This is a genomic window from Streptomyces sp. JL2001 (assembly GCF_050917515.1).
Classification (GTDB): Bacteria; Actinomycetota; Actinomycetes; order Streptomycetales; family Streptomycetaceae; genus Streptomyces.
This window is the reverse complement of record NZ_CP169421.1, coordinates 3,003,288-3,019,156: the sequence shown is the minus strand read 5'-3', so window position 1 is coordinate 3,019,156 and position 15,869 is coordinate 3,003,288. Positions and strand designations below refer to the sequence as shown.

Annotated in this window: 12 protein-coding genes and 1 pseudogene; 6 read left to right on the top strand and 7 right to left on the bottom strand. The window is 73.3% G+C overall.

What is annotated here, in order from left to right:
- Positions 1-90 precede the first annotated feature (90 nt).
- Together greA and ACE1OA_RS13160 are read right to left on the bottom strand one after the other, a co-directional pair.
- Positions 91-588 carry a transcription elongation factor GreA gene (greA, locus tag ACE1OA_RS13165; protein WP_147980950.1) on the bottom strand — a complete coding sequence of 166 codons (498 nt, stop codon included), beginning with the start codon at positions 586-588 and terminating at the stop codon, positions 91-93.
- A 190-nt stretch (positions 589-778) separates the two neighbouring features.
- Positions 779-1,180: a DUF4307 domain-containing protein gene (locus ACE1OA_RS13160; protein ID WP_356599272.1), complete on the bottom strand. Its 402-nt coding sequence runs from the start codon at positions 1,178-1,180 to the stop codon at positions 779-781.
- A gap of 99 nt (positions 1,181-1,279) precedes the next feature.
- Here ACE1OA_RS13160 and mca point away from each other — a divergent pair, with 99 nt between their 5' ends.
- On the top strand, positions 1,280-2,161 hold the full coding sequence (mca, locus tag ACE1OA_RS13155; RefSeq protein WP_356599270.1) for a mycothiol conjugate amidase Mca: 882 nt from the start codon (positions 1,280-1,282) through the stop codon (positions 2,159-2,161).
- A complete protein-coding gene (locus ACE1OA_RS13150) occupies positions 2,154-2,402 on the top strand; it encodes a hypothetical protein (protein WP_356778032.1) in 249 nt (82 codons plus the stop codon). The genes mca and ACE1OA_RS13150 overlap by 8 nt, the downstream gene beginning before the upstream one ends.
- 67 nt (positions 2,403-2,469) lie before the next feature.
- On the opposite strand, the gene ACE1OA_RS13145 is transcribed toward ACE1OA_RS13150, so the two are convergent.
- Positions 2,470-5,700, bottom strand: a complete 3,231-nt coding sequence (locus ACE1OA_RS13145) for a tetratricopeptide repeat protein (protein WP_432752819.1) — start codon at positions 5,698-5,700, stop codon at positions 2,470-2,472.
- 279 nt (positions 5,701-5,979) lie between these two features.
- Here ACE1OA_RS13145 and ACE1OA_RS13140 point away from each other — a divergent pair, with 279 nt between their 5' ends.
- The 3 genes from ACE1OA_RS13140 to ACE1OA_RS13130 all read left to right on the top strand — a co-directional run bounded on the left by ACE1OA_RS13140 (position 5,980) and on the right by ACE1OA_RS13130 (position 9,366).
- Positions 5,980-6,372 (top strand): rodlin, encoded by a 393-nt coding sequence (locus ACE1OA_RS13140; protein ID WP_356599264.1) that lies wholly within the window; start codon positions 5,980-5,982, stop codon positions 6,370-6,372.
- 144 nt (positions 6,373-6,516) lie between these two features.
- Complete coding sequence (locus ACE1OA_RS13135; RefSeq protein ID WP_356599262.1) at positions 6,517-8,544, top strand: thioredoxin domain-containing protein; 2,028 nt, start codon at positions 6,517-6,519, stop codon at positions 8,542-8,544.
- A 588-nt stretch (positions 8,545-9,132) separates the two neighbouring features.
- Positions 9,133-9,366, top strand: coding sequence for a chaplin (locus ACE1OA_RS13130; protein WP_356599258.1), 234 nt, complete (start codon positions 9,133-9,135; stop codon positions 9,364-9,366).
- A gap of 83 nt (positions 9,367-9,449) precedes the next feature.
- Here the strand turns inward: ACE1OA_RS13130 and ACE1OA_RS13125 are convergent, their stop codons facing one another.
- Together ACE1OA_RS13125 and ACE1OA_RS13120 are read right to left on the bottom strand one after the other, a co-directional pair.
- Positions 9,450-10,706 carry an FAD-dependent oxidoreductase gene (locus ACE1OA_RS13125; protein ID WP_356599959.1) on the bottom strand — a complete coding sequence of 419 codons (1,257 nt, stop codon included), beginning with the start codon at positions 10,704-10,706 and terminating at the stop codon, positions 9,450-9,452.
- A gap of 14 nt (positions 10,707-10,720) precedes the next feature.
- Positions 10,721-12,007, bottom strand: coding sequence for an ATP-grasp domain-containing protein (locus tag ACE1OA_RS13120; RefSeq protein ID WP_356599256.1), 1,287 nt, complete (start codon positions 12,005-12,007; stop codon positions 10,721-10,723).
- A gap of 156 nt (positions 12,008-12,163) precedes the next feature.
- Between ACE1OA_RS13120 and ACE1OA_RS13115 the strand changes: the two are divergent.
- Positions 12,164-13,363: pseudogene (locus tag ACE1OA_RS13115) on the top strand (glycosyl hydrolase); the annotation flags it as partial.
- A 658-nt stretch (positions 13,364-14,021) separates the two neighbouring features.
- Here the strand turns inward: ACE1OA_RS13115 and ACE1OA_RS13110 are convergent.
- The gene (locus tag ACE1OA_RS13110) at positions 14,022-15,170 is read right to left on the bottom strand and encodes a GNAT family N-acetyltransferase (RefSeq protein WP_356778038.1); all 1,149 of its coding nucleotides are present in this window, start codon (positions 15,168-15,170) and stop codon (positions 14,022-14,024) included.
- A complete protein-coding gene (locus tag ACE1OA_RS13105; protein ID WP_356599955.1) occupies positions 15,167-15,856 on the bottom strand; it encodes a lipopolysaccharide biosynthesis protein in 690 nt (229 codons plus the stop codon). Before ACE1OA_RS13105 ends, ACE1OA_RS13110 begins: the two co-directional genes overlap by 4 nt.
- Positions 15,857-15,869 lie beyond the last annotated feature (13 nt).

Sequence of the window (15,869 nt, the reverse complement as noted above, 5' to 3'; positions counted from 1 at the left end):
TGACACGTCGTCAGCATCGCATCATTGCATGTGCATGCAAGACGAAGGGCCGGACCCCGAGGGGTCCGGCCCGGACGTGCGGACGGCGGCTCAGCCGGTGTACGGCTTGGCGCTGAGGATCTTCACCGCGGCCTTCTTGCCGTTCGGCAGCTCGTACTCGGCGTCGTCCCCGGCCTTCTTGCCGTTGACGCCGACGCCGAGCGGGGACTGCGGCGAGTAGGTCTCGATGTCGCCGCTGGCGTACTCGCGGGAGGCCAGGAGGAAGGTCATCGTGTCGTCCTCGTCGCCGTCGAAGGCGATGGTGACGACCATGCCGGGCTCGACGACACCGTCGTCCGCCGGGGACTCGCCGACCTTGGCGTGCTCCAGGAGCTGGGTGAGCTGGCGCACGCGGAGTTCCTGCTTGCCCTGCTCCTCCTTGGCCGCGTGGTACCCGCCGTTCTCGCGCAGGTCGCCCTCCTCGCGCGCCGCGGCGATCTTGGCGGCGATCTCGGTTCGCGCGGGACCAGACAGGTACTCCAGCTCGGCCTTGAGCTGGTTGTACGCCTCCTGGGTGAGCCAGGTGACGTTGTCGCTGGTCTGGGTCACAGGTGCTCCTCGTAGGTACTGGGAATACAAAGCATCGCCCTACCCTGAAGGATCGTCCTTCCTGGGTGGGCGAAACCACGAGCCTAACAATTTGTGGCGAAAAGGGGGAGGACAAAAACCATCAGGATGTCGTCGTCCCAGGTGAGCCCGTGAATCGGAGATCGACGCGCCGCCCGGTCACTACCCGCCGCTACCGTGCGGTACACCCCAGGAGCTCGGCGCTGGTCGCCCGGGCCGTCGTGCGGACCGACCAGACGCGGTCGACCCGGTCGGCGGCGTCGTCGACGCGGACGTCCTTGCGGCCGACCTCGGCCCCGTCCTCGGAGCGGGTGCGCAGGGTGCAGACGCCGTGGGCGTCGCCGTCCTTGCGCACCTCGAGGTGCACCTGGACCTCGGTGTCGCTGACGACGTCGAACTTGATCATCTCGGCGCTGATCCTGCTGTCGACGACGTAGTGCCAGCCGAACCAGCTCATCAGGCCGAGGAACATCACGCCGAGCACGGCGCCGGCGATCCTGAGCTTCCGGTCGGCGCGCTCGTCCGCGGAGCGGCCGTAGCGCCCGTCGGGCAGCCGGCCCTGGACCGCGCTCATGATCGTTCCTCTCGACGCCGGGGGTGCCCGGAATATTCGGCCCCCCGGTTCCGTCACTATAGAGACCTCCCTCCGCGACCAATCACTGAGGATCGAGTCTTGACTGAGCAGCTGCGACTGATGGCCGTTCACGCCCACCCCGACGACGAGTCGAGCAAGGGCGCGGCCACGATGGCCAAGTACGTGTCCGAGGGGGTGGAGGTCCTTGTGGTGACCTGCACGGGCGGCGAGCGCGGCTCCGTCCTCAATCCCCAGCTCCAGGGCGACGCCTACATCGAGGCGAACATCCACGAGGTGCGCCGCAAGGAGATGGACGAGGCCCGCGAGATCCTGGGCGTCTCGCAGGAGTGGCTGGGCTTCGTCGACTCCGGCCTGCCGGAGGGCGACCCGCTGCCGCCGCTGCCCGAGGGCTGTTTCGCCCTGGAGGACGTCGACGTGGCGGCGGGCGAGCTCGTCCGCAAGATCCGGGCGTTCCGTCCGCAGGTCGTGACGACCTACGACGAGAACGGCGGCTACCCGCACCCCGACCACATCATGACCCACAAGATCACGATGGTGGCGTTCGACGCCGCGGCGGACACCGAGAAGTACCCGGAGGCGGAGTACGGCCCGGCCTTCCAGCCGCAGAAGCTCTACTACAACCAGGGCTTCAACCGTCCCCGCACCCTCGCCCTGCACGAGGCGCTGCTCGAACGCGGCATGGAGTCCCCGTACGGCGAGTGGCTGGAGCGCTGGAAGGAGTTCCAGCGCGCCGAGCGCACGCTGACCACCTTCGTGCCCTGCGCGGACTTCTTCGAGACCCGCGACAAGGCGCTGATCGCCCACCGCACCCAGATCGACCCGGACGGCGGCTGGTTCCGCGTCCCGATGGAGATCCAGAAGGAGGTCTGGCCGACGGAGGAGTACGAGCTCAGCAAGGCGCTGGTCGACACCTCCCTCCCCGAGAGCGACCTCTTCGCGGGCATCCGCGACAATGCCTGACATGAGCGCACACCTGGCACTGACCCAGCTTGTCCCCTTCGCCGCCGAAGAGCTGGACAAGAACAAGGTGACCCCCGGCGTCCTCGGGTTCGTCGTCTTCGCCGTGATGGCCGTCGCCGTCTGGCTGCTGATGAAGTCGATGAACCGCCACATGGGCAAGGTCTCCTTCGAGGAGGCCCCCGGCCCCTCGGGCGGCCCGGCGGCGTCCCCGCAGCAGGGCACGGGCACCCCGGAGAAGTGACCGCGGCCGCCCGGCGCGGGCTCCCGCCTCCTCGGAGACGGCGGAGCCCGCGCCCGGGCGTACCCGGTCAGCCCGTCTGGTCCGGCTCCGGCTCCCGCCCGGGCACCGGCACGCCCATCACCTCGCGGGCGTGACGGTTCGGGACCATCCCCAGCGTCCACGCCTGCCAGCCGGCCGACGCGTGGACCCCGCGCTCCAGCACCAGGGCGTACGCCTCCGCGCAGTCCTCCAGCTTCCCGTCACGGCTCGGATGGCGCTCCTCGACGAGCCGGGCCAGTTCCTCCCGGGCCAGCGCCGTCGCCGCCTCCACGTCCCCCGGCGACGCGTACGGGAGCAGCGTGCAGCGCAGGAACCGCGCCCAGTCGGAGCCCCGCCGGTCCCCGTACGACAGGAAGAGCCGGCTCGCCTCCTCGCACAGTTCCAGGGCCTGCACGGCCTTGCCGTTCCCGGCGTCCACGATCGCCAGCTCCAGGCACGTCCACGCCTCGCCGTGCGCGACCCCGATGCGGTGGAAGTCCGCCCGGGCGTCCACCAGGAGCTGCCGGGCGAACCCGGAGTTGCGCAGGTTCCCGGTCTGGGCCGCCCGCTGGTCCCGGGTCACCCGGCCCGAGTGGTGGCGGGCGCAGGCCAGCCCGTACACGTCCCGCATCCGGGAGAACATCGTGCGCGCCCGCTCCAGCTCCCGGACCGCCTGGTTCCGGTCACCCCGCTCCTCCAGCGCCTGCCCCAGGTAGTACAGCGTCCAGGCCTCGCCCCGGGCGTCCTCCTGCTCCCGGTGGCGGGACAGCGCCTGCCGCAGCCCGTCGACCGCGGGCGAGGCGTCCCCCTCGACGAGCCGGGCCCGGGCGAGCTGGGTGAGCGCCCACGCCTCGCCGCGCCCGTCGTGGGTGCGGCCGTACTGTTCGAGGGCCTGGCGCAGTTCGGAGTCGGCACGCTCCACGTCGCCCATGCGCAGGCAGACCTGGCCCAGCTGGAAGTGGGCCCAGGCCTCGCCGTGCAGCGACTCGTTCTCCCGGTGCAGCTCCAGCGCCCTGCCGAGCAGCACGAGCGCCTCCGCCAGGTTCGCCCGGTCCCGTTCGACGGCGGCCAGCGCGTGCAGCGTCCAGCCCCGGTCCGCCGCGAGCGAGGCCGGCTCCTGCAGCGCGAGCGCCTCGCGCAGCTTCGCCGCGGCCTCGGTCAGGTTGCCCTGGTGGTGCAGCGTGATGCCGAGCGAGCAGAGCGCGAGCGCCGCCCCCGCGTCCTGGTGCGCCTCCTGGTAGAGGGAGACCACCGAGGTCAGCGTGGTGCGGGCCTTGTCGAGCTCGCCGAGCTGGCGGGCCGCGATGCCGGTCCGCCACTGCACCGAACGGGACAGCAGGCCCTGCCCGACCGCGTCGGTCAGCTCGTTGATCTCGCCGAGACGGTAGAGGTCGCCGCGCAGCAGGCAGTAGTCGCAGAGGGCGCCCAGCAGGTTCAGCACCGTCTGCTGGTCGACGCCCTCGGCGTGCCGCAGCGCGGCCGTGATGAAGCTGGACTCGTCGTCCAGCCAGCGCAGCGCCGCGTCCAGTGAACCGAAGCCGTGGCCGCCGAACCGGTCGGCGCGGGTCGACATCTTGCCGTCGACCATCCGGATCACCGCGTCGGCCAGCTCCGCGTAGTTCTGGATCAGCCGCTCCTGGGCCGCCGCGATCTCCGCAGCGTCCTCCTCGTCGAGGAGCCGGGCCGCGGCGAAGCCGCGCACCGCGTCGTGCAGCCGGTACCGCTCGCCGCGCACGTGGTCGAGGAGCCCGGTCCGGGCCAGCTCCCGCAGCAGCCGGGCCCCGTCCGGCCCGTTCCCGCCGAGCAGCGCGGCCGCCGCGGCCGCGCCCAGCGAGGCCCGCCCGGCGAGCGCGAGCCGGCGCAGCAGCCGCCGCCCGTCGTCGTCGAGGTCGGTGAAGTACCGCACCGACAGCGACCGGTCGAGCGGATGCCCGCCCCAGCCGGGGCGCTCCAGCAGGTGTGCCAGGTCGCTCATCGAGCGGCGGCCCAGCGAGGAGCCCGCCACCCGCAGTGCCAGCGGCAGTCCCCCGCACAGGTCCCGGATCCGCTCGAAGGCCTCGGAGTCGTACGGTCCCGGGTCGGGCGTCTCGGCCGCCTCCCGCAGGAGTTCCTCCGCCCCCGCCGCGTCGAGCGCCGCCACCGGCAGCTGGTGCAGGGCGGCGGGCACCCCCTCGCCGAGGTCCAGCGGCTCCCGGCAGGTGACCAGGACCAGGCTGTCCGAGCGCTCCGGCAGCAGCGTGCGGACCTGCTCGGCGTCCACCGCGTCGTCCAGGATCACCGTCACCGGCAGACCCGTCAGATGCTGGTGGTACAACTCCGCCAGCCTGCGCACCTGTTGCTCGGCCGAGGTGCGCTCGCGGAACAGCAGCTGCTCGCGCGGGGCGCCCAGCCGGTTCAGCAGGTGCAGCAGCGCCTCCCGCGTCGACAACGGCTTCTCGCCGCGCGTCCCGCCGCCCCGCAGGTCCACCACGCACGCACCGCGGAACTGGTCCCGCAGCGCGTGCGCCGCCCGCACCGCCAGCGTGGTGCGGCCCGAACCCGGCTCGCCGTGCAGCACCACGACCGTCGGCCGGGACGTCGTGGCCACCCGGCCGGCCTGCACCCACTGGGTGATCTGCGCCAGCTCCGCCCGCCGGCCCGCGAACGGCCCGCCCGGGTCCGGCAGATGGCCGAACGACTGCTCCAGCACCGTGCGTCGGCGGGCCGCCGCGCTCCGGTCCGCGCCGCGCAGCTGCGCGACCACCTTCTGCGGCGGCTGCGCGGCGGTCGCGAGCAGCACCCGCTGCTGCTCCAGGAACGGCCGGACGCCCCGCACCTCCAGGGCGGTCAGCCACTGCAGCCGGAGCTGCTCGGGCCCGCCGGGCCGGCCGAGCGCCCCGGCGCGGCGGCGCGCGGCCGGCCACTGAGCGGCCGTCACCTTCAGGACGGTCGCCGCCGCGCCCGCCACCGCCACCACCGCCCCGGCGCCCAGCGCCGTACCTGCCGGTGTGCCCAGGGCCAGGTCCGCGCCGACGGCCGCGACCGCCGCGACGGCCGCGACCAGCGCGGGAGTTCCCGCCGCCGGCCGCCCGGCGGCCGGCGGGATCTCCGCCTCCGTCTCCTCGAGGGCCCGCAGATAGGCCCCGTACTCCTCGCCCGCACCCGCCGCCATGGTGTCCAGCGCGGCCCGGCCGCGCGCCAGCAGTGCCGCCGAGTCGGTGCGGCCCCCGGAGCGGCGCACCTCCTCCTCCACGGCGCGCGCCAGCAGCCGTTCGGCATCGGCCCGGTGGCTGTCCCGCATGTGCGTCCCCCTCCGAGAGCTTCCGCTTTCCGGGAACAAGTGTCCTGCGTGACGCGCGTCGGCGCGAGGGAGCGACGCGATCGGCCGGGCGCTGCCGGGCCCCGTACGGCACTCCGGACCGGGCCGAACGGGCGGCCGTAGACCTCCCGTCCGATGGCGTTCATCTGCCGAATACCGCGTCCGAGTGACCCCCCGGAACCAATCCTCCCGCCCGCAGTTGATCAGCGTGCTTCGGGTAACGGAGCGTTACAGGGCCCTCGAGCTCAAGAAGGAAGACTCGTGATCAAGAAGGTTCTTGCTACGGCGGCAGTCGCGGCCTCGGTCGCCGGTATGTCTGCGACGACCGCGATGGCGGCCGGCAACGACGGTGGCAGCGCCAACATCATCGGCAACACGTCGCACCAGTCGATCGGCAGCAACCACACCGGTGGCTACATGAGCCCGAACTTCGGTCTCATCAACGGTGGCGTCCTGCACTGCTTCGACATCCAGAAGGTCCAGGCCCAGGTGCCGATCGGCGTCATCGCCGTCCCGGTCGCCGTCCAGGACGTGCTCGGCAACCCGATCTCGAACCAGACCTGCACCCAGAACTCCGTGCAGCAGAAGGGCGACGACGCCCTGTCGCACATCCTGGGCGAGGTCCTCTCCCAGAACGGGAACGTCGGCGGCTGAAGCCACCCGCTCCACTGAAGCGGCCCCGTTCCTCGCAGAGCCAGTGCGAGGAACGGGGCCGCTTCCCGCATCACTGCCCCGTTCGCCGGCCGCTCACCCGTGGCGCATGGCCGGGGGTCCGCCGAGTGGGCGAGGATGGGAAGCATGCCGAACAGACTGGCCCATGAGACGTCCCCCTATCTCCTCCAGCACGCGGACAACCCGGTCGACTGGTGGCCGTGGTCGGCCGAGGCCTTCGACGAGGCGCGCCGGCGCGACGTTCCCGTGCTGCTCAGCGTCGGCTACAGCAGCTGTCACTGGTGCCACGTGATGGCCCACGAGTCCTTCGAGGACGACACCACCGCCGCCTACGTCAACGAGCACTTCGTCGCCGTGAAGGTCGACCGCGAGGAGCGCCCCGACGTCGACGCCGTCTACATGGAGGCCGTCCAGGCGGCGACCGGCCAGGGCGGCTGGCCCATGACGGTCTTCCTCACCCCGGACGCCGAGCCGTTCTACTTCGGCACGTACTTCCCGCCCGAGGCCAAGCACGGCATGCCCTCCTTCGGCGACGTCCTCGACGGCGTCGCCCGGGCCTGGACCGAGCGCCGCCACGAGGTCGGCGAGGTCGCCGGAAAGATCGTGACGGACCTGGCGGCCCGCTCCCTGGCGTACGGAGGCGACGGCGTCCCCGGCGAGGAGGAGCTGGCCCAGGCGCTCCTCGGCCTGACCCGGGAGTACGACGCGACCCGTGGCGGCTTCGGCGGCGCGCCGAAGTTCCCGCCGTCGATGGCGCTGGAGTTCCTGCTGCGGCACCACGCGCGCACCGGCGCCGAGGGCGCCCTCCAGATGGCCGCCGACACCTGCGAGGCGATGGCCCGCGGCGGCATCTACGACCAGCTCGGCGGCGGCTTCGCCCGCTACGCGGTGGACCGCGACTGGGTCGTGCCGCACTTCGAGAAGATGCTGTACGACAACGCCCTGCTGTGCCGGGTGTACGCCCGTCTGTGGCGGACCACCGGCAGCGACCTGGCCCGCCGGGTCGCGCTGGAGACCGCGGACTTCATGGTCCGCGAACTGCGCACCTCCGAGGGCGGGTTCGCCTCCGCGCTGGACGCCGACTCCGACGACGGCACCGGCCGCCACGTCGAGGGCGCGTACTACGTCTGGACCCCGGCCCGGCTCGCGGAGGTCCTCGGCGAGGAGGACGCCCGGTACGCGGCACGCCACTACGGCGTGACGGAGGAGGGCACCTTCGAGGAGGGCGCCTCCGTGCTCCAGCTGCCGCAGGACGCCGGAGTGGCGGACGCGGAGCGGATCGCCTCCATCAAGGCGCGCCTGCTCGCCGCCCGTGACCTGCGGGAGCGCCCCGGCCGCGACGACAAGGTCGTCGCCGCCTGGAACGGGCTCGCGATCGCCGCGCTGGCCGAGACCGGCGCGTTCTTCGACCGCCCCGACCTGGTCGAGCGCGCTACGGAGGCCGCCGACCTGCTCGTACGGCTGCACATGGACGCCGGTGCCCGGCTCACCCGCACCTCACGGGACGGCCGGGCCGGAGCCAACGCCGGCGTCCTGGAGGACTACGCCGACGTCGCCGAGGGCTTCCTCGCGCTCGCGGGCGTCACGGGCGAGGGCGTCTGGCTGGAGTTCGCCGGATTCCTGCTCGACATCGTCCTCGACCAGTTCGTCGCCGAGGGCGGGGCGCTGTACGACACCGCCCACGACGCCGAGGCGCTGATCCGCCGCCCGCAGGACCCCACCGACAACGCCACCCCGTCCGGCTGGTCGGCCGCCGCGGGAGCCCTGCTCTCGTACGCCGCCCACACCGGCTCCACCGCCCACCGCGAGGCCGCCGAGGGCGCGCTCGGCGTGGTCAAGGCACTCGGACCGCGCGCTCCCCGCTTCATCGGCTGGGGCCTGGCCACCGCGGAGGCGCTGCTCGACGGACCGCGCGAGGTCGCCGTCGTCGGAGAGCCGGACGACGCCGCCACGAGCGAACTGCGCCGCGCGGCGCTGCTCGGCACCGCTCCCGGCGCGGTCCTCGCCTTCGGCGCGCCGGGCGGCGAGGAGTTCCCCCTGCTGCGCGACCGGCCGCTCGTCGACGGCGGCGCGGCCGCCTACGTGTGCCGCCGGTTCACCTGCGACGCGCCGACGACGGACCCGGCGGAACTCGCCCGGAAACTCTCCCGCTGACCCGCACGAAAACCCCGCCCGTCGCACACCAGTACGGGGTGCGACGTGGGCGGAGTGAATCCCGCCGCCGCGCCGACTGTGGAATGATGCGGGAACCGCAGCGGATGGGAGGGAAGCGATGGCGCCCGATCCCGGTAAATGGGAGCGGATGGCCTTCATTCCGAAGAGCCGTTATGTGGCGGACCCGCCGCCGCCACCTGCCGACCGAGGGGCATTCCCCGTCTATTCCTCACTCGCCCAGCGCTGGGCCAGCGCCGGGCGCACGGTGCCGGGAGTCCCGGACCTGGAGTGGGAACGCCTGACCAAGACGCCGATCTGGCCGCGTTGAGCGGGCCGGCCGCCATCCGCGGCATCGAGCGCGAAAGAGGGGCCGTCCGGGCGGACGGCCCCTCTTTCGTGTCGGAATACCGGCCGTCCGGCGCAATTCGACTGGCGCAATGGAGTGATTACCGTCGGTCGGACGATCAGTCGGTTTCCTTTTCGCGGCATGGTCGTTGTGATGTGTGCAGCGGAGGCCGGGGCATGAAGTGCGCCCGCGCATCACGAAATCCGTGAATAGTCTTCCGCCGCAGAAAGGATCCAGACGAAATGAAGTGCAAGAAGGCTGCGGTCGTCTTCGCCGGACTGGTCATGGCCCTGGGCGCCGCATCTCCCGCGATGGCGGACGCCGACGCCTACGGTGCGGCCATCGGCTCCCCGGGCGTCCTGTCCGGCAACGTGGTCCAGATCCCGATCCACGCCCCGATCAACGTCTGCGGCAACAGCGTCAACGTGATCGGCGTGCTGAACCCGGCGGTCGGCAACTACTGCGCCAACTACTGACGCGGCCCGCGCGCCCCGCACGGGCGCGCCACTGACAGGGCCGGTCCCGTACGGCGTCGCCGGCGCCCGGGGACCGGCCTTCGTCACGCCTGGACCGCAGCCGGCCGCCCGCCCCCGGTACGCGGCCGGCCGATCCCGCCGCGCGCCGAAGCCCGCAGCCGCTGCCGCACGCCCCGCACCAGCCGCCCGGCCGTGTAGCCGGCGCCGAAGACGAACCGCATCGACGGGCCGTACGAGGGCGCCGTCAGCAGCCCCGCGAGGAACAGGCCCGGGTGGGACGACTCGAACAGCGCCCCCACCTCCGGCGCGCCCGAGGCACCGGTCCGGCGCAGCGACCCCCGCAGCCCGGGTGCGAGGACCTCCGTCCGGTCCAGGCTCGGCGTGAACCCGGTCGCCGCGATCACGTGGTCGGTCTCCCACGTCTCCGTCCCGTCCGCCCCCGCCACGTCGATCCGCAGCCGGTCGTCCGGGGTCGGCGCCGCCGCGACGACGCGCGAGCCGAGCCGTACGTCCGTGACGGCGGCGAACCGGTCCCGCAGCCACCAGGCGCCCGCCGGGCCGAGGGCCGAGCCGAAGAGCCGCTCACGGGTGGGCGCGGGCAGCCGCCGGAAGACACCGGGGGTGTCCGCGTACAGGCGGTTCTGCCAGCCGCAGCCCAGGCCCGTGTGCGGGGCGCGGAAGGACTGCCACGGGCCGCGGTGCAGGGCCGGCGGCAGGGTGTTCCAGTTCAGCCGGTCCGCGCGGGCGACGATCCGGGCCTTCGCTCCCTGCTCGGTCAGCAGCGCGGCCGTCTCGAGCGCCGCCTGGCCCGCGCCGACCACCGTGACGTCCCGGCCGGCGAAGCCGTCGAGCTCGCCGTGGTGGCTGCTGTGGGTGACGAACCGGCGGGGGAGACCCCGCAGCGGGGCGGGGACCTCCATGAACGGCAGGACGCCGACCGCGAGCGCCACGGTGCGGGCGCGCAGCGTCTCGCCGTCCTCCGTGACCACGGCGAACCCTCCGGCGGCCGGGGCGACCGAGGCGACCAGGCGCTCGTCGAGCGAGGGGACCGCCCGGCGGGCGAACCAGTCGCCGTACGAGGCGAAGAGACCGACCGGGAGCGGGACGCCGTGCTCGGCGCGGACCCCCAGGCCGGCGGCGTAGGCGTCCAGCCCGTACGCCCCGGCGGGATCCGAGAGATGGGAGGCCCAGGGCTCCGACTTCAGGAACATGCCCGAGGGCATCGCGTGCCAGGACGCCATGGAGCGGCCGAAGGTCCGGGCGCGCAGCCCGTGCGCCGCCGCGTGGGCGGCCACGGACAGCCCGTAGGGCCCTGCTCCCACGATCACCAGGTCGTACATCGTCACTTCCGCCTTCATCGTCGGGACATGTGCTGCGCGGAGGTCCGTGGCGCGGGCGGGGCCGCGGAGGACATCCGACGGGGGCCGGACCCGAGGATCCGACGGAGCGTCACCGACCCCTTGCGCAGGGCGTGGGAGAACCAGGCGCGTCCCATCGCGAGCGCGGGCACGGGGTCGTCGGCGGCGAACCAGGCCGTCTCGGTCCCCCGCCGCCCGGAGCGGCAGGGACCCGGGCCCCGCCGGCGCGGGGAGGCGAGAACGGAGAGCGCCGCGTAGTTCTCGACCACGAACCGGCGGCCGTACGCGGGGGCGTGGTCCGGGACCGGACGCCCGGTCAGGTCGAGGTGCAGCGCCCGGACCACGTCGAGACCGCCGGAGTCCGCGAAGAGCCGGAACTGCGCCCCGGGCCGCGGGTTGAAGTCGAGCAGGTGGTACGCCCCGGTCGACCGGTCGAGCCGGAAGTCGAGATCGCACACGCCCCGGTAGCCGAGCGCGTCGAGGAGGGCGTGCGCCGTCCGCTCGACCTCCGCGTTCCGCACCCAGCGGCCGACCGCCGTGAGCCCGGCTCCGTCCGGCCAGGACCGCTCCTTGCGTCCTGTCGCCCCGGCCCGGCAACGGCCGGCGGTGTCCACGTAGGCGTGGAAGAACCAGTCCAGATCCCGCCCCGGGGGCAGGAGTTCCTGGAGCAGCAGCCGGCTGCCGGCCTGGGGGGAGCGGGCGAAGAGGGCGCGCACCTCGGCGAGCGAGCGGACGATCGACGTGCTGCGCAGACCGGCGCCGGGCGGCAGGAGCCAGGGGCGGCTCCACTTGGCGACGACCGGCAGCCCCAGCGACCAGGCCATGGTGGCCGCCTCGTCGGCGCTGCCGGGGATCCCGGTCCGCGGATGGGGAAGCGCCAGGGCCCGGCAGGTCTCCACGAGGGCGGCCTTGTCGGCGACCCGGTCCAGCTCCCGGACGGGCTGCTCGGGCAGGAGGTAGCGGTCCGTCAGTTCGCTCCGGTGCCGGGCGAGGACGAGGGCGCTTACGTCGTCGAGGGGCACGAGCACGGCAGGCGCGGACAACGTCGCGGCGAGCTCGCCGAGCTCCCGGACCAGTGCCTCGGGGGAGGGATCCGCGGGCCGCACGCGTACGTCGCGGACGTAGCGGGAGCGGGCGACCGGACTGTCCGGCGACTCGATCAGCGCGTGGACCGGGATTCCGGCCCGTCCCAGGGAGCGGGCGGCGCCGAGTGTGCCGTGATGAAAGGGGTTTCGGTCGAGCCGCACGAGAAGCGCGGGAACGCGGGTGTCGAAGCTCGGCACGGCAGATCCTTCATTTCGAGTGCCCCAACTGGGCGATGAATTACACGAACGGACTACTGATCAGATGGCGTGGAGTTCACGGTCGGGTCATTAGGAATACTTTCGGAGTATCAGACTGACGACCCATCATGTGGCGCGAGCGGAGAAGGAGTGGTCATGACCGATCGAAAGCGAAAGGTGTCGAGGGCGTGGCTGGGGGTGTTCACCGCAGGGCTCCTTGCCTCAGGTTCCGTCGTGCTGTCCTCTCCTGCTCACGCCGCCGATTCCGTGACGACACGGGACCCGGCACCGACTCCGACCACGAAGCCCGCCGTGGCGCCGACTCCGATCACGAAGCCCGCCGTGGCGGCGCTTCCCGTGACGGAGTCCGCCGCGGCACCGACTCCGACCCCGAAGCCCGCCGCGGCCACCGCCCTGGGCGCCTTCCTCGAGTCCGGCCCCACCGGTGTGGGCCGGATCGCCCAGCTGCAGCAGTGGCTGGGCGGCCGCGAGCTCCGCGTCGGCCACACGTACCTCCCGGGGGACCGCTGGTCGAACATCGAGAGCCCTCCGGGCTTCCTGGACGCCTGGGCGGACTGGCGCAACGAGCGCGAGGACAGGCTGTTCGTCCTGAACGTACCGATGCTGGAACGCAACGAGGCCGGGGTCTCCGACGCCGAGGTCCGCCGGCAGCTCCGGCTCGGCGCCGCGGGGAACTACGACCACCACTTCCGGCGGCTGGCCGAGCGGCTGGTCGATCTGGAGGCGACCGACACCGTCATCGTCCTCGGCTGGGAGATGAACGGGACCACCTACACGCACCGGTGCGCGCCGGATCCGGCCTCGTGGAAGCTCTACTGGAAGCGGATCGTCGCCGCCATGCGGTCGGTACCCGGCCAGAACTTCCGCTTCGACTTCAACCCGAGCCGGGGCACGGACGCCATTCCGTGGACGGAATGCTATCCGGGTGACGATGTCGTCGACATCATCGGAATGGATTCCTACGACCAGCCGTCGGGGGCGTCCTTCGACCGCCACGTCAGTGAGCCGTACGGGCTGCAGAAGCAGGTGGATTTCGCGGCCGAGCACGGCAAGCAGATCTCCTATCCGGAATGGGGTCTCTTCCGGAACGGGGACAACGCCGAGTACATGCGGCGGATGCTCGCATGGATCGAACAGCACAAACCGCTGTACCACACGATCACCGACTACTGCCCGCACGGCGTCTGGCAGTGCGACGACAATCCGAACGCGGCGCAGGTGTTCCGGCAGACGCTGTACGGCACGGCACCCGAGCTGCCCGAGGTCCCGACCGAACCGGAGCTGCCGGAGGAGCCGGAGCTGCCGGAGGAGCCGGAGGTACCGGGCCTGCCCGAAGTGCCCACCGTTCCGGTGCCGAAGCCGGAGGACCCGACGGTCCCGGTACCGAAGCCGGAGGACCCGACGGTCCCGGTGCCCAAGCCGGAGGACCCGACGGTCCCGGTGCCCAAGCCGGAGGACCCGACCGTTCCGGTGCCGAAGCCTGAGCCCAAGCCGGAGGACCCGACGGTTCCGGTCCCGAAGCCGGAGGACCCGACGGTTCCGGTCCCGAAGCCGGAGGACCCGACCGTTCCGGTACCGAAGCCGGAGGACCCGACGGTCCCGGTGCCGAAGCCTGAGCCGAAGCCGGAGGTCCCGACCGTTCCGGTGCCGAAGCCGGAGGACCCGACGGTTCCGGTGCCGAAGCCTGAGCCGAAGCCCGAGGTCCCGACGGTTCCGGTGCCGAAGCCTGAGCCGAAGCCCGAGGTCCCGACGGTTCCGGTCCCGAAGCCTGAGCCGAAGCCCGAGGTCCCGACGGTTCCGGTCCCGAAGCCTGAGCCGAAGCCCGCGTGCTGGACCGTGAACCTCGGTTCGTGGGTGGAGAGCTGGATCGGCGGTCCGGTCTGCGTCCCGAAGGACATCGGGAAGGAAGACCGCGACGACGACTGGAAGGACGTCCTGGACGGCGCCTGGCCGTTCTGACCGGAGCGACGGCCCGCCACGGCGGCGGAGGAGATCAGCCTCCGCCGCCGTTCGTCCGTCCCCGCAGCCGTTCGAGCAACCGGCCCGCCCAGGCCCGCTCCCGCGCCTGGCGCGCCGCCCAGCGCCGTCCGTCCGCCGCCCCCGCCCGCAGCCACAGCAGCGGCGCCGCCGCCGGACCCGCCAGCATCAGCCGCTGGTTGGGTACGGTCTCGGGCCGCCAGTGCTGCTTGTACGGCTCGGTGCCCCGCAGCATGCTCAGCGTCGCCCGTCCGCTCGCGCTCGTCTCGCGCGCCCCGTGCCGCAGCAGCATCGTCGCCACGTCGACCTTCCGGGCCCGCAGGACGGGATCGGCGCCGTACAGGTACCCGCCCGCGAGCCGGGGCGACATCAGGGTCAGATCGGCCGCCACGACATCGCCGCCGAGCCGGAACTCCGTGACCCGCGCGTCCCCGCACTCCACCATCGGCCGCACGGCCCGGGCGAGGTGCTGGGCGAACCGCGCGCTGGTGTGCTCGACGGTCACCCCCCGCCCCTGCCACTGGAGCTGATGGAGCTTCAGCAGCCGGTCGAGGGCGGCCGGCACCTCCTCGCCCGACACGACGCGCTCGTCGATGCCGAGCGCGTCCAGCTTGCGCAGCTTGGCCCGCACCCGCTGGGCCTTCCCCGAGGGGATCCGCTCCAGGAGGGCGTCCATCGGGACTGCCGGCAGCTCCAGGCACAGGGAGTCGGCGAGCCGCCGCCGCGGACCGCGCCAGCAGGCGTGGACCCGTTCGGCCGCCGCGCCGGGGCGTACCTCGCGCAGGTCTACCACCGCGCCGCGGGCCGCCCGGGCCAGCGCCCGGGCCAGCGCGGGCGCCGCCTGCGGGCACGCGTCGTCGAGCAGGACGTCCGTGAAGTCGGTGATCGAGCCGCCCAGCGGGGTGAGCACCGGAAGCGGACCGCGGGCGCGCATCAGCGGCGCCGCCGCGACCAGTTCGCCGTCCTCCCGGCGCACCAGGACCACGCGCAGCGCGCCCGGCCTGCCGTACGACACCCACCAGGAGTGCAGCCAGGAATGGGACTGGAACGGCGTCGCCGTCGAACAGCGCGCGTACAGCGAGGCCCAGCGGGCGCCGAGACGTCCGAACTCCGCGCCGTCGCGGCAGATCTCGGTCCGCAGCACCTCGGGGCGGCCCGCCGTCACACCGACTCCGGTTCCGGCTGGTGCGCGGCCCCGGCCGACGGCCCGGGCACGGCGCCGGACGGCTGACGCGCGCCACGCGACTCCGCCGGAGCGGCGGCCCGCCGCGGTCGGACCAGCAGCCCGAGCCCACCGAGCAGACCGCCCGCGCAGCCGCCCACCAGCGCGGAGAGCGGGGCGGAGGGCGAGACGGGGGCGGAGGGCTTGGTCGCCCGGGAGAACTGGACGACCTTCACGCCCGTGCTGCCCGAGACCTGCGAGCTGTTGAGGACCAGCGCCCGGGCGACCCCGTCGGCCATGGAGACGGCCTTGGCCGGCTTCGCCGAGCGGGCGGTGATCGAGATCATCGGCGCGTCGGGGGAGGTCGCGGTCTCCACCCCGGCGCGCAGGGTGGCGGCGGAGACGCCGGCCCACACCTGGGCGTCGCCGGTCACCGCGATGTCCGTGGCGACCCTGCCGTACGCCTGGGCGAAGCCGAGCGCGGCGGCCGGGTCGGACTTCGCGGCGGGGACCACGATGACGTAGCTGGTGGCCGCGTACTGCGGGGTCTTCAGCGCCCCGTAGCCGCCGCCGAGGGCCGCGCCGAGCAGGACCGAGGCGGGCAGCACCCACCAGCGGCGGCGTGTGTGCAGCGCCGTCAGCGCGCGGGAGCGTTGCGGGGGCAGGGCGCGTGGGCTCGACTTGCTCATCTGACTCATGGGG

Bases quoted from the DNA above. Each gene is read 5' to 3' on its own strand.
- ACE1OA_RS13160 (WP_356599272.1), bottom strand. From the start codon at position 1,180: ATGAGCGCGGTCCAGGGCCGGCTGCCCGACGGGCGCTACGGCCGCTCC.
- ACE1OA_RS13150 (WP_356778032.1), top strand. From the start codon at position 2,154: ATGCCTGACATGAGCGCACACCTGGCACTGACCCAGCTTGTCCCCTTC.
- ACE1OA_RS13145 (WP_432752819.1), bottom strand. From the start codon at position 5,700: ATGCGGGACAGCCACCGGGCCGATGCCGAACGGCTGCTGGCGCGCGCC.
- ACE1OA_RS13135 (WP_356599262.1), top strand. From the start codon at position 6,517: ATGCCGAACAGACTGGCCCATGAGACGTCCCCCTATCTCCTCCAGCAC.
- ACE1OA_RS13130 (WP_356599258.1), top strand. From the start codon at position 9,133: ATGAAGTGCAAGAAGGCTGCGGTCGTCTTCGCCGGACTGGTCATGGCC.
- ACE1OA_RS13125 (WP_356599959.1), bottom strand. From the start codon at position 10,706: ATGTACGACCTGGTGATCGTGGGAGCAGGGCCCTACGGGCTGTCCGTG.
- ACE1OA_RS13105 (WP_356599955.1), bottom strand. From the start codon at position 15,856: ATGAGCAAGTCGAGCCCACGCGCCCTGCCCCCGCAACGCTCCCGCGCG.